The organism is Aquabacterium sp., assembly GCF_044226965.1.
Taxonomy (GTDB): Bacteria; Pseudomonadota; Gammaproteobacteria; order Burkholderiales; family Burkholderiaceae_C; genus Pseudaquabacterium.
Genome location: NZ_JBGAGA010000012.1, coordinates 31,932 through 44,289, shown reverse-complemented (window position 1 = coordinate 44,289; position 12,358 = coordinate 31,932). Strand labels below are relative to the sequence as shown.

Annotated in this window: 10 protein-coding genes and 1 pseudogene; 3 read left to right on the top strand and 8 right to left on the bottom strand. The window is 69.0% G+C overall.

Going from position 1 to position 12,358, the window contains the following annotated elements; translation table 11 throughout:
* Positions 1-35: 35 nt before the first annotated feature.
* From ACILR4_RS07730 to ACILR4_RS07715, 4 genes are read right to left on the bottom strand one after another with little or no spacing between them, the layout of a single operon-like run.
* A complete protein-coding gene (locus tag ACILR4_RS07730; protein WP_395700265.1) occupies positions 36-1,220 on the bottom strand; it encodes an FAD-binding domain-containing protein in 1,185 nt (394 codons plus the stop codon).
* Positions 1,217-2,776 carry a cryptochrome/photolyase family protein gene (locus ACILR4_RS07725; protein ID WP_395700264.1) on the bottom strand — a complete coding sequence of 520 codons (1,560 nt, stop codon included), beginning with the start codon at positions 2,774-2,776 and terminating at the stop codon, positions 1,217-1,219. Before ACILR4_RS07725 ends, ACILR4_RS07730 begins: the two co-directional genes overlap by 4 nt.
* Positions 2,773-2,949: a DUF2256 domain-containing protein gene (locus ACILR4_RS07720; protein WP_395700263.1), complete on the bottom strand. Its 177-nt coding sequence runs from the start codon at positions 2,947-2,949 to the stop codon at positions 2,773-2,775. Before ACILR4_RS07720 ends, ACILR4_RS07725 begins: the two co-directional genes overlap by 4 nt.
* Positions 2,950-3,001: 52 nt before the next feature.
* Positions 3,002-3,304 carry a high-potential iron-sulfur protein gene (locus ACILR4_RS07715; RefSeq protein WP_395700262.1) on the bottom strand — a complete coding sequence of 101 codons (303 nt, stop codon included), beginning with the start codon at positions 3,302-3,304 and terminating at the stop codon, positions 3,002-3,004.
* Between the two features lie 115 nt (positions 3,305-3,419).
* Between ACILR4_RS07715 and ACILR4_RS07710 the strand changes: the two genes are divergently transcribed.
* The 3 genes and pseudogenes from ACILR4_RS07710 to ACILR4_RS07700 all read left to right on the top strand — a co-directional run bounded on the left by ACILR4_RS07710 (position 3,420) and on the right by ACILR4_RS07700 (position 7,396).
* Positions 3,420-4,463 (top strand): MerR family transcriptional regulator, encoded by a 1,044-nt coding sequence (locus tag ACILR4_RS07710; protein WP_395700261.1) that lies wholly within the window; start codon positions 3,420-3,422, stop codon positions 4,461-4,463.
* 16 nt (positions 4,464-4,479) lie between these two features.
* Positions 4,480-4,608: pseudogene (locus ACILR4_RS07705) on the top strand (EthD family reductase); the annotation flags it as partial.
* 397 nt (positions 4,609-5,005) lie between these two features.
* Complete coding sequence (locus tag ACILR4_RS07700) at positions 5,006-7,396, top strand: FG-GAP repeat domain-containing protein (RefSeq protein ID WP_395700260.1); 2,391 nt, start codon at positions 5,006-5,008, stop codon at positions 7,394-7,396.
* A 44-nt stretch (positions 7,397-7,440) separates the two neighbouring features.
* On the opposite strand, the gene garD is transcribed toward ACILR4_RS07700, so the two are convergent.
* Genes garD through ACILR4_RS07680 form a run of 4 tightly spaced genes read right to left on the bottom strand, consistent with a single transcriptional unit; the run spans position 7,441 to position 12,345 of the window.
* Positions 7,441-9,012: a galactarate dehydratase gene (gene garD / locus ACILR4_RS07695; RefSeq protein ID WP_395700259.1), complete on the bottom strand. Its 1,572-nt coding sequence runs from the start codon at positions 9,010-9,012 to the stop codon at positions 7,441-7,443.
* Between the two features lie 23 nt (positions 9,013-9,035).
* Positions 9,036-10,148 (bottom strand): SMP-30/gluconolactonase/LRE family protein, encoded by a 1,113-nt coding sequence (locus ACILR4_RS07690; RefSeq protein ID WP_395700258.1) that lies wholly within the window; start codon positions 10,146-10,148, stop codon positions 9,036-9,038.
* A 36-nt stretch (positions 10,149-10,184) separates the two neighbouring features.
* On the bottom strand, positions 10,185-11,159 hold the full coding sequence (locus ACILR4_RS07685; protein ID WP_395700257.1) for a Bug family tripartite tricarboxylate transporter substrate binding protein: 975 nt from the start codon (positions 11,157-11,159) through the stop codon (positions 10,185-10,187).
* Positions 11,160-11,208: 49 nt separating this feature from the next.
* Positions 11,209-12,345 carry an L-talarate/galactarate dehydratase gene (locus tag ACILR4_RS07680; protein ID WP_395700256.1) on the bottom strand — a complete coding sequence of 379 codons (1,137 nt, stop codon included), beginning with the start codon at positions 12,343-12,345 and terminating at the stop codon, positions 11,209-11,211.
* Positions 12,346-12,358: the final 13 nt, after the last annotated feature.

Sequence of the window (12,358 nt, the reverse complement as noted above, 5' to 3'; positions counted from 1 at the left end):
TGCCCAGCGCCCAGCGGGCCGCCCGGCGCCGGCGCTCAGTCCGCCCGCTGCGCGGCCAGGCCCGGCAAGTCCTGCAGGGCCTGCAGCCCGCGCGTGCTGCGCAGCCACCAGGCGGAGAACGAGGCACAGGGCCGGTCCGGCTCGGCGAACAGCGGCTGCGGTGGGCGTTGCCGCACTTGCGGCGGCAGCAACGGGCCGACATGCGGATCGGCCAGCGTCTGCACCGAGCGGGCCGCGGCCAGCGCCTGCGCCAGGGCCTGCCGGTCGCCCTGCCACTGCCGCGTGGCCAGGGCTGCCATGCGCGCGCCGACGAAGCGCCAGCGTGCCGCGCTCCAGGGCCAGGCGGCATGGCACTCGGCCGGCCACCAGCCCAGCAGCAGGCAGCCTGCCGGCAGGTCGGCCGGCGGTGCGCCCAGCGCCCAGGGGTGGATGAGCCAGACGTCGCGGCCGGCCACGTCCTCCGCCATCGGCATCGCGGCATCGGGCGGCTGCGATGACAGCGCGGGCTCGTCGACACCGTCGTCCGCGGGCTGCGCCGGCACCGGCGCGGCCCTTCGCGCGATCGCGTCCAGCGCCGCGTAGGACTGGTCGATCACGCTGCCCGGGCTGTGCCAGTCCGCCGGCGCGTAGCGCGCCACGTTGCCGGCATTGAACAGGTAGGGCTTCTGGCTGCCGGTGCCGGCCACCCACTGCCAGCTCAGGTGGTTGCTGGCGAGGTCGCCGTCGAGCAGGTGGGCCAGCATCCAGTCGGCGCCCGCGCGCCAGTGCACCTTGCGCAGGTGCACCACGTAGCTCGCCAGCCACATGCGCGCATGGTTGTGCAGGTAGCCGGTGGCATACAGCGTGCGCACGGCCTGGTCGATGACCGGCAGCCCGCTGCGCGCCTGGCGGATGTCGGCCGGCAGTGCGCGGGCGTAGGCGTCCTCGGGCAGGGGCCCCGCGTGCAGCGATTGCAGGATGGCGTCGCCGCGGTGCTGCCACACATGGCGGAAGTAGGCGCGCCAGCCGAGCTCGTACACGAACTTGTGCTGCGGATCGAGGCGGTGCTGCGCCGCGACGCCGGCCAGCACCTCGGGCAGGCTGACGAAGCCGTGCGTGATGTAGGGCGACAGGCGCGACGCCGCGCCGCCCAGCGCATTGCGGCTGCGCGCGTAGTCGGCCGGGCGCACGGCGGCGATGCGCGCGTGGGCGGCTGCGAGCGTGGGTGGGAACGCGCTCATGGGCGGGCTGCGGATCGGCCCACCGCGCCCCGGCGAATGGCCTCGGCCCGCTCGGCCACGGCCGCGCGGTCGGCGGTGCTCAGGCGCGCCAGGTTCTTCACCTGCAGCGCCATGCGGGCATTGCCGGCCAGCAGGCTTTCGTGGCGCATCAGGAAGTCCCAGTACAGCGTGGTGTACGGGCAGGCGCGCTCGCCGCTGCGCTGCGCGGGGTCGTAGCGGCAGCCGGCGCAGGGGCCGCCCATGCGCTGGATGTACTTGCCGGTGGCCACGTAGGGCTTGCTGGCCATCAGCCCGCCATCGCCGTACTGGCTCATGCCCAGCGTGTTGGGCAGCTCCACCCATTCCACCGCGTCGACGTAGACCGACAGGTACCACGCATGCACCTGCTGCGGCCGCACGCCCAGCAGCAGCGCGAACAGGCCGCTCACCATCAGGCGCTGGATGTGGTGGGCGTAGCCGTGGGCCAGCGTCTGCGTGATCACCTCGCGCAGGCAGGCCATGTCGGTCTCGCCGGTCCAGTACCAGGCGGGCAGGTCCTGCCTGGCCTGCAGCGCATTGCGGTCGGCGTAGCCGGGCATCTGGGTCCAGTAGATGCCGCGCACGTACTCGCGCCAGCCGAGGATCTGGCGGATGAAGCCCTCGGCACTTTCCAGCGGCACGCGGCCGGCGTGGTACGCCGCCTCGGCGGCCTGCACCACCTCGCGCGCGGAGAGCAGCTTCAGGTTCAGCGCGGCCGACAGCTGCGAGTGGTACAGCCAGGGCTCGCCGGGCCACAGCGCGTCTTCGTAGCGGCCGAACAGGGGCAGGCGCTGTTCGATGAACAGCTGCAGGGCCTGCAGCGCCTGCGCCCGCGTCACCGGCCAGGCGAAGCTGGCCAGCGACCCGGGATGCTGTGCGAAGCGGGTTTCGACCAACGCGATCACTTCGCGCGTTAGCGCATCCGGCGCGAAGCGTGCCGGCGGGGGCAATGCGCCCGGGCCTTCGGGGCCGAAGGCCTCGCGGTTCTCGGCGTCGAAGTTCCAGCGCCCGCCGATCGGCTGGCCCTCGTGCATCAACACCCCGTGGCGCTGCCGCAGCGCGCGGTAGAAGAACTCCAGCCGCAGCGCCTTGCGGCCCTGCGCATGGGACGCGAACTCGCGCGCGGTGCTGAAGAAGTGGCGGTCTTCGCAGACCTCCAGCGCCAGGCCGGCGCCTGCCACCACGGCCTTCAGCGACTGCCAGACGCGCCAGTCGCCGGGCGCCGTCATCACCACGCGCTGCGGCTGCAGCGCTGCCAGCGTGTGCTGCAGTTCGGCGGCCAGGCTGCCGCGGTTGCCCGGCTCGTCCAGGCGCCGGTAGTGCAGCGGCCGTCCGGCGGCCTGCAGTGCCTGCGCGAAGTGGCGCATCGCGGCCAGGAACAGCGCGATGCGTGGCTGGCTCGACCAGACGTGGGTCGACTCTTCGTCGACCTCGGCCATCCACACCGCGTCCTGCGCGGGATCGAAGCCGTCGAAGGCCGCCGCGTCCAGATCGAGCTGGTCGCCCAGCACGAGGACCAGGGTGCGCAGGCGCTTCACGCGGCGCGCCCCGGACCCCGCATTCGGCGGCAGGCGTCGGAGCAGAACTTCACCTCGTCCCAGTGTCGAGCCCAGCGCTTGCGCCAGCTCATCGGCCGGCCGCAGGCCATGCAGGGCTTGCAGGGCAGCGACTGCTTGTTGCCCTTGAAGGCGGGCGAGGGCGTGTGCTTCATGCGATCGGCCGGCCGCGCCGGGGCCGCGTGCGGCCCTGGCGGACGGGCACGGTCAGGCCTTCTTGGCCCAGGCGCTGCACCAGCCCTTGCCGGACACCTGCTTGCCGGCGAACAGCGGGCAGGCGCCCCAGGCGTCGCCGGCCTTGCCCTGGAACAGCGCGCAGCTGCCGCAGGCCTGGCCGGCCGCGTACTTCGGGAACTTCTTGGTGTCGGCCTTGGTGGCATCGGCCACGTAGCCCAGGGCCGCAGCCTGGGCGTCCTTCTCGTCGACCTTGGCCTGCGCGCGGGCCGCGGTCGAGAGCGCCGCGCTGCCGGCGGCCACGGTCATCAGGAAGGTGCGTCGGGTGTTGTGCATGGCGGTCACGGAGTTGACGGGAGCGCGCATGATAGGAAAAACAGGCTCATCACCAACTCATCGGCACAATGACCTGCTGAAGCGCATCAATATTACGACTCAAAATCAACTCACCATGACATCGCCTCGCCGCCGGCCAGCGCCGGCATCCCCCGCCGTTCCCGGGCCGGCCTTCCGCAGCGCGGCGGTGGCGCGCATGGCCCGCATGCCGGTGGCCACGCTGCGCATCTGGGAGCAGCGCTACCGCGCGGTGCAGCCGGCCACCACGGCCGCGGGGCACCGCTTGTATTCACCGGCCGACGTGCAGCGCGTGCTGCTGCTGCGGCAGCTGACCGAGCAGGGCCACGCGATCGGCCAGCTCGCGGGGCTGGACAGCGCCCAGCTGCAGGCGGTGGCCCGCACGCCGGCGGTGCCGGCCGCGTCAGAGAGCCCGGGCCCGGCCCGAGCCCGGCCGGCCCTGCGGCTGGTGGTGGTGGGGCCGGCGCTGGCGGCACGGCTGCAGCGGCCGGCGCTGCTGCGGCAGCGGGTGCTGGCCCCGCACCGGCTGACGGTGTTCGACTCGCTGGCCGACGCCGCGCGCGCGCCGGCCGGCACCGCGGCCGATCTGCTGCTGTGGCATGCGCCGGAGCTGCGGCCCGAACTTCCGCGCGAGCTCAAGACCGCGATGGTGTCGGCGCAGAAGGCCTGCCGCGCCAGGCAGGTGGCGGTGCTGTACCGCTATGCGGGGTCCGCTGCGATCCACGCGCTGGCCGACACGGGGGCTGTCGTGATCCGCGAACCGGCCGACGATGCGGCGCTGGGCGCCTGGCTGGCGTCGCTGCCGGTGGGGCGGTCAGCGCGCAGCGCCGACCGCGCGCCGCGCGACAGGCCGCCAGCGGCGCAGGCGCCCGGCACGGTGCCGCCGCGCCGCTACGACGATGCCGCCCTCACCGCCATCGCCGGGCTGCCACCCCGCCTGGCCTGCGAATGCCCGCGGCACGTGGCGGAGCTGCTGATGCAGCTGGCGAGCTTCGAGGCCTACAGCGCCGGCTGCCGCCACCGCAACGCGGCCGACGCCGATCTGCATGCCTACCTGCAGCAGGTGGCGGGCGCCTCGCGGGCGCTGTTCGAGGCAGCGCTCGAGCGCGTGGCGCGCCACGAGGGGCTGGCGCTGGGTTGACGCGTGGCCGGCGCACAACATTCGAGCTTTCCAGGCAGCCCGCGCCCCGCACGCGCAGGAAATCAGGGGCGACCTGGTCAACTACACGGATATTCAACCGGTGCTGCAGATCAGCGAGTTGGTCGTGGAGCGTTCAGACGGCTGACCAACTGCAAGGCCGAGCAACAGGTGGTGCATGCAAATCCAACGTCTCAGAGTCAGAGCGTCGTAGGTGGTCGCCCTGTTGTTGTGGCCTGTCAGAATCGGGCGACGACTTGGAGACCAAGCAAGGGGGGACGATGAGTCACATAGTGCGCCTTTGCGGGCGCTGTGCGGGCGTGCACATGACCGGCTGTCGCCCACAACCCGTACTGCGATGTCTGGCGACCGTGTTCTGCGCTGCCACGATGTTGGTGGCCGGTTGCGGAGGTGGATCAGAGTCGGCAGACCCGTCCGACCTATCGACCGATGGGTATGGCCACCCTTCCGGTGCATTGGATGCCCGCCGGCAGTTTGCGATGCGGGTCACGGTGCAGGCGTCATCGACACCGCCTGCCGTGACCATGGCACAAGCTTTCGCCTGGGCCGAGTGGGCGCTCCCGAATCTCTTTCCTGAAAGCGGTGCCGAGTCCGCTCTTGTCTATCAAGGCATCCGCTACACGGTTCATTCGTACAGCAATGGCAATGTCCTCGGATTCACTGAGGATGGCGGCATCTATGGCTATGGTCCGTATACGAATTGGCAGGTTAAATCCCTTGGCATGCTGCGTGACTATGCAGCGCAAATCGTCGCAGACACCTGCCGAATGCAGGGGCCTGCCTGCGCGCTGCCGAACATTACCGCACAGCCCTTGAACTATCACCCGGATTCCTATTTCGAACCCTATTTCGAGCTGGCATATCAATCGCCCAGCGCGACGACGGTTCAATGGCAGTACAGCGGCGACGGTGGGCGCCGCTTCGAGGACATCCAGGGTGGCACGGCAACACGCTTGGTCCCACCTCGAGGACTCGATGGTTACTACCGCGCCAGGCTGACCAACGCCAGTGGCAGCGTGCTGACTCGAGTGGCACGACTGATCGTTCGGGGCGCGCAGAGTGCCGCGGACCTGTTTCCGGTGGCGCCGGGTTCGCAGTGGATTTATGCGAACAGCCGCAACAGCGTGCCGACGGTAGTCAAGGTCGTAGGTGACCGCATTGTCGAAGGTCGGCAGGCGACGGCGATCGAAACTCAAGATGGTGTCGACGGCTCGGTCTCTACCGAATACTTCACTGTCGATACCGATGGGGTTCGAGACTATCTGGATCCCGCAGACCAGACTTCACCCGAACTTCGTCTGTTGAACGGTCAGCGAATCTTCTCGTTCCCACTGGGCTCTTTCACGCAGTTCCGTACGACCATACCTGCTGGCATGGATGTCGATGAAGATGGAATCGAGGACAGCCTGGAGATCGTCGCCGACGTCTCCCCCATGGTTGGCCTCGAATTGGTGAAGACTCCAGCCGGCATCTTCGCCTCTCCGCATCGCATCCAGCAGACTCTCTACGAGGTGCTGGTGCTCAGCAGCGGCGACCGGATCGACAGCTTTCTGACCTTGTTCTCGACAACGTGGTGGGTGCCGGGCGTCGGTGCGGTGAAGCACAGCTATCGGGCGCGCGGCATTGGCATTGACGAAGGCTACGACGAGACCCTGCAATCCTACGTGACCGGTGACATGTCCAATGACGTCACACTGCCACTGCTACGTTTCGAGGATCCGGTCGCATTCGAGGATGAGGGAGGCATTCTGTCCAGCGCGATCGCCGATCTGGACGGCGATGGTGCGCTCGATCTGGTCTATGAATCGATCGGGTATCGCTACGGTAAGCCTGGCCTCTATGTCATTTGGGGGCATTCCGACGGTCGAGTGGTGCCGGTGAATCTGTCTGGCCTTGGTCCCTGCTCGACTGGGCACGTGGCTACGGCCGACTTCGATGGCGACGGACGCATCGAATTGGCAGTGGCCAACGGCGGCTGCGGCGTGCTCGTTCTGCAATGGAATGCGAAGCGTGAAGCAACGATCCGACAGGTGTTGCAGACCGGTGGCGTTCCGTGGCATCTGTGGGCCGTCGATGCGGACGGCCGCGGCCGGCCCGCGCTGCTTGTCAGCGACAACAGCGATCAACTGTCCAGCGTGAAGGTGTGGCGCGCTGATTCCAGCGGCCGCATGCAGCCCGGCGAACTTTTGGATTTTGGCGGTGGTCGCCGTGTTCTGGAGGTGGCCGCAGCGGACCTGGATGGAAACGGCCAGAATGATCTCGTGGCGACGCTCGATGACTACCTAGGCGCGCACGGGCTGTCGGTGCTACTGCGCCGTTCGAGTGGCGGCTACAACCCTCCGATCCATTTGTACTCAGCCGGGCAGGAACGTCCTTTGGCAGTGGGTGACCTTGACGGCGACGGGCGTCCCGAGATTGTTGCGACCGGCCAGAATGGTCACGTAAACATTCACAAGGTCCAGGCCGATGGCACGGTTAGCACCAGTGCTTGGAAGTGGGGAACCCCGACCGGCCTGCGCATCGCCGACATCGACGGCGATGGTCGACTCGACTTGGTGATGGCCCTGGATGGCCAGGCGGATTCGATACAGATTCGCTACCAGCAGGCCGACGGCACGCTGAGTGCCCCGGATCCTGTCTACAACGAAGGCCGCGCCAGCTATTCCGGGACTCTCGTGGTGGGTGATCTCAACGGCGATGGTCGCCTCGACATCGTGTCTGCCGGCGCACGATTGACGCAACGCTCGAAGCCGGTTACGGCGCCAATGAGTCTGCTTCACGACCAAGGCTCATTGACTTGGGCAGATCAAGGAAGCTTGCACTGGAGTGCGCTTCCCGGATTGCAGCAGCAAGCGCTGGCCAAGCGCCAACTGGCTCTGAGGGCACTTCGATCAACGACGAACCAGCGGCGTTGAATATCGTCAACGGCATAGCCGTCAAGATCGGCCTGCCAAAGCACTCACGTCACCGGCGCCGGATTGAACAGCACCAGCGCGTTGTGCAGCTTCCAGCGCTCGGCCCAGGTCTTCTGGCGGCCGCTGGCGACGTCGAGCATGAAGTGGAACAGCTGCCAGCCGACCTCCTCGATCGTCGCCGTGCCGTCGGCAATGGTGCCGGCGTTGATGTCCATCAGGTCGTGCCAGCGCCGCGCCAGCTCGCTGCGCGTGGCCACCTTGATCACCGGCACCTCGGCCAGGCCGTAGGGCGTGCCGCGGCCGGTGGTGAAGACATGCAGGTTCATGCCGGCGGCCAGCTGCAGGGTGCCGCAGATGAAGTCGCTGGCCGGCGTGGCGGCGTAGGTCAGGCCCTTGGCCTTGAGCTTCTCGCCGGGCGCGAGCACGTTGGCGATCGGCGCCGAGCCGGACTTGACGATCGAGCCCATTGCCTTCTCGACGATGTTCGACAGGCCGCCCGCCTTGTTGCCCGGCGTGGTGTTGGCGCTGCGGTCGACCGCGCCGCGCTGCAGGTAGGCGTCGTACCAGGCCATCTCGCGGATCATGGCCTGCGCCACCTCGGGCGTGGTGGCGCGCGCGGTGAGCTGCGCGATGCCGTCGCGCACCTCGGTGGTCTCGCTGAACATCACGCTGGCGCCGGCGCGCACCAGCAGGTCGGTGCAGTAGCCCACCGCCGGATTGGCGGTGACGCCGCTGAAGGCATCGCTGCCGCCGCACTGCACGCCCACCACCAGTTCGCTGGCCGGCACCGTCTCGCGGCGGCGCTGGTCCAGGCGCGCGAGGTGCACTTCAGCCTGGCGCATGATCGATTCGACCATCGCCATGAAGCCGACATGCGATTCGTGCTGCAGGCACACCACATCGAGCGCGGCGTCGGTGGTGTTGGCGCCGTCGCCGCGCGTGTCGACGATCGGCACGCTGCCCGGCGGCAGCAGGCGCTCGGGCTGCAGCTTCTCGCAGCCCAGGCTCACCACCATCAGCTCGCCGCCGAAGTTCGGGTTCAGGCTGATGTTGCGCAGCGTGCGGATCGGCACCACCGCATCGGGCGCGTCGATCGCCACGCCGCAGCCGTAGCCGTGCTCGAGCGCGACCACGTCGTCGACGTTCGGATAGCGCGGCAGCAACTCGGCCTTGATGCGCTGCAGCGCGAAGGCGGTGACGCCGGCCACGCACTGGACCGTCTGCGTGATGGCCAGGATGTTGCGCGTGCCCACCGACCCGTCGGCATTGCGGTAGCCCTCGAAGGTGTAGCCTGCCAGCGGCGGCAGCGCGTTCTTCGGCGCGGTGGCCAGTGGCAGGCCTTCGAGCGATCGTGCGTCGGGCATCCGCAGCAGCCGCTCGTGCACCCAGCTGCCGGCCGGGATGGGCTTGAGGGCGGTGCCGATGACCACGTCATAACGCCGGATCGGTGCGTCCGCTGCAATGTCCTCCAGCGCCACCTTGTGGCCCTGCGGCACCTTGTCCACCAGCACCAGGCCGGAGGGCAGGGCGGTGCCGGCCGGCAGGCCGCCATCGTTCGCGACGATCGCGACGTTGTCGCGCTCGTGCATGCGGATCGTCAGCGGCGTGGGGGCCATGGCAAGGTTCTCTCGGGGTTGTGTCAGGTGGCGCCGTGCGCCTCGACGTACAGCGCGTACAGCGAATGGCAGCTGGCCATGTACAGGCGATTGTTCTTCGGCCCGCCGAAGCACAGGTTGGCGCAGCGCTCGGGCAGGCGGACATGGGCCAGCGGCTTGCCCTGCGGGCTGAACACCATCACGCCGTCCAGCTCTTCCGGCTTGCCGCGCAGCGTGAAGACCTTGCGGCCGCCCACGTCCGTGGCCTCGGCGTTCAGCGCGCCGTTGCTGCCCCAGCCGCACCACAGGTTGCCGTCGCGGTCGACGCGGAAGCCGTCGAGCGCGCCCTGGTCGGCCGCATCGATCAGCTTGGTCTTGTTGCTCACCGTGTGGTCAGGGTTGACGTCGTAGGCCCAGAGGCTGCGGTTTGGCGTGCCCTTCCATTCGACGACGTAAAGCTTCTTCTCGTCGGGCGAGAAAGCCAGGCCGTTGGGGTTGACCAGGTCGGTGATCACTGCGCTGATCTTGCCATCGGGCGCGATGCGGAAGACGTTGGTGTTGGCCTGCTCGGGCTTGGCGCGCGAGCCTTCCCATTCGCCGTTGATGCCGAACAGCGGGTCGGTGAACCACACCGAGTCGTCGCTCTTCACGACGATGTCGTTCGGCGCATTCAGGCGCTTGCCTTCGAAGTTGTCGGCCAGCACGGTGATCTTGCCGTCGTGCTCGGTGCGGGTGATGCGGCGCGTCACCGAATGCTCGCAGGTCACCAGCCGGCCCTGGCGGTCGCGCGTGTTGCCGTTGGCATAGTTGGCCGGGCTGCGGAAGACCGTGAAGGCGCCGGTCTTCTCGTCGAACTTCATGATGCGGTTGTTCGGGATGTCGCTGAGCAGCAGGTGGCCCGGGCCGCCGTTGGCACCCGGAAAGTAAGCCGGCCCCTCGGCCCAGCGCATGCCGGTGCCCAACTGCTCGATGGTGCTGCTGTAGAGGCGGTACTTCGCGAAGCTGGGGTCCAGGATCTGCACCGCCGGATCGGGGTAGCGCTGGTTCGGCTTGTACTCGAAGGATTGCGCCAGCGCGCTGCCGGCCAGCGCGCCAAAGCCCGTGGCCGCGCTGGCGCGCAGGAAGGTGCGCCGCGATGAAGCGGAAGGGTCGTGCATCCAGGTCTCCTCGGTTGTTGTGATGGCGGCAAGGTCTCAATCTGCCGTGATCTTGCCGACCTCGATCACCTTCTTCCAACGCGCGAACTCAGCGGCCTGGAAGGCGGTGAACTGCTCGGGCGTGTTGCCGACGATCTCGAAGCCCAGCTCCAGCAGCTTGGGCTTGACGGCCGGGTCGTTCAGGCCCGCGACGATGGCGTCGTGCAGCTTGGTCTTGATGTCGGCCGGCAGCCCCTTGGGCGCGGCGAAGGCCTGCCACGAGTAGACCGTGACGCCCTTGTAGCCCAGCTCTTCCATCGTCGGGACGTCGGGCAGCAGCGGCGAGCGCTTGGCCGAGGTGATGGCCAGCGCGCGCAGCTTGCCGGCCTTGATGTTGGTGAGACCGGTGTTGATGTTCATGAAGGTGGCGTCGACCACGCCGCCGATCAGGTCGGACATCGCCGGCGCGCCGCCCTTGTACGGCACGTGCGTGGCCTGCGTGCCGGTCTCCTGCCACAGCAGCTCGGCCGTCAGGTGGTCGGAGGTGCCGTTGCCGGCCGAGGCGAAGGTCATCTTGCCGGGGTTGGCCTTCAGGAACTTCAGCACGTCGGCAAAGCTCTTGTGCGGCGATGCCGCGGGCACCGCCAGCACGTTGGGCGCCTGCACCGCGAGCGTGATGTAGTCGAAATCCTTGGTCGGGTCGTAGCCGACGTTCTTCAGCAGGTGCGGGCCGATGACGAACGGGCCGAGCGAGGACACGAAGATCGTGTAGCCATCGGGCGCCGAACGCTTGGCCTGCGCGGCGCCCACCGTGCCGCCGGCGCCGCCCTTGTTGTCGACGATGAAGTTGCCGCCGAGCTTTTCCTGCAGCTTGGTGCCGACCTGCCGCGCAATCAGGTCGGTGGAGCCGCCGGGCGGGAAGGGCACCAGCAGCGTGACCGGCTTGGCCGTGGGCCAGGCCTGCGCCAGCGCCTGGCCTGCAGGGGCCGCGAGCGCGAGGCCGACGGCGAGGGCGGTGAACAGCTGCTTCATGGGATGTCTCCTTGCGGTGTGTGGGGGCTGTGGAAAGGGATAAGGCGGCTCAGGGCCGGCGGCCGAACTCGGCCTGCTCGCGCGTCCAGGCGCGGGCCTGCTCGCTCAAGCTCAGGCCCAGGCCGGGGCGCGTGGGCACCTGCATGCGGCCATCGCGGATCTCGATGCGCTCGTTGAACAGCGGCTCGAGCCAGTCGAAGTGCTCGACCCAGGGCTCGCTGGGGTAGGCCGCCGCCAGGTGCACGTGCAGCTCCATCGCGAAATGCGGTGCCAGCATCAGCCCGGCGGACTCGGCCTGCGCGGCAATCTTCAGAAAGGGCGTGATGCCGCCGACGCGCGGCGCATCGGGCATCAGATAGTCGGCGGCGCGGTGACGGATCAGATCGGCATGCTCGGCCGCGCTGGTCAGCATCTCGCCGGTGGCGATCGGCGTGTCGAAGCTCGCCGCCAGCGCGGCATGGCCTTCGTGGTCGTAGGCGTCCAGCGGCTCCTCGATCCACACCAGCTGGCAGGGCTCGAAGCTGCGGCACATGCGCTGCGCGGTGGGCCGGTCCCACTGCTGGTTGGCATCGACCATCAGCGCCACGCCGTCGCCCAGGTGCTTGCGCACCGCGGCCACGCGCTGCAGGTCGGCCGCGCGGTCGGGCTGGCCGACCTTGAGCTTGATGCCGCCGATGCCGCGCTCGACCGAGGCCTGCGCATTGACCAGCAACTGATCGAGCGGCGTGTGCAGGAAGCCGCCCGAGGTGTTGTAGCAGGCCACCGAATCGCGGTACGCGCCCAGCAGCTTGGCCAGCGACAGGCCGGCGCGCCGCGCCTTCAGGTCGTGCAGCGCCACGTCGAAGGCGCCGATGGCCTGCGTGGCCAGGCCGCTGCGGCCCACCGAGGCGCCCGCCCAGCACAGGCGGGTCCACAGCCGCGCGATGTCGTTCGGGTCTTCGCCGATCAGCACCGGCGCGAGCTCCTTCGCATGCGCGTACTGCCCCGGCCCGCCGGCGCGCTTGGCATAGCTGAAGCCCAGGCCCTGGTGGCCGTCGGCGGTCATCAGCTCGGCGAACAGCAGGGCCACCTCGGTCATCGGCTTCTGGCGGCCCGTGAGCACCTTGGCATCGCTGATCGGCGTGGCCAGCGGCAGCACGCAGGACGACAGGCGCAGCCAGGCGATGCGGTCTTGCGAGGTAGCCATCAGGGCTTCGCTC

Bases quoted from the DNA above. Each gene is read 5' to 3' on its own strand.
- ACILR4_RS07730 (WP_395700265.1), bottom strand. From the start codon at position 1,220: ATGAGCGCGTTCCCACCCACGCTCGCAGCCGCCCACGCGCGCATCGCC.
- ACILR4_RS07720 (WP_395700263.1), bottom strand. From the start codon at position 2,949: ATGAAGCACACGCCCTCGCCCGCCTTCAAGGGCAACAAGCAGTCGCTG.
- ACILR4_RS07715 (WP_395700262.1), bottom strand. From the start codon at position 3,304: ATGCACAACACCCGACGCACCTTCCTGATGACCGTGGCCGCCGGCAGC.
- ACILR4_RS07710 (WP_395700261.1), top strand. From the start codon at position 3,420: ATGACATCGCCTCGCCGCCGGCCAGCGCCGGCATCCCCCGCCGTTCCC.
- ACILR4_RS07700 (WP_395700260.1), top strand. From the start codon at position 5,006: ATGGCACAAGCTTTCGCCTGGGCCGAGTGGGCGCTCCCGAATCTCTTT.
- garD (WP_395700259.1), bottom strand. From the start codon at position 9,012: ATGGCCCCCACGCCGCTGACGATCCGCATGCACGAGCGCGACAACGTC.
- ACILR4_RS07690 (WP_395700258.1), bottom strand. From the start codon at position 10,148: ATGCACGACCCTTCCGCTTCATCGCGGCGCACCTTCCTGCGCGCCAGC.
- ACILR4_RS07685 (WP_395700257.1), bottom strand. From the start codon at position 11,159: ATGAAGCAGCTGTTCACCGCCCTCGCCGTCGGCCTCGCGCTCGCGGCC.
- ACILR4_RS07680 (WP_395700256.1), bottom strand. From the start codon at position 12,345: ATGGCTACCTCGCAAGACCGCATCGCCTGGCTGCGCCTGTCGTCCTGC.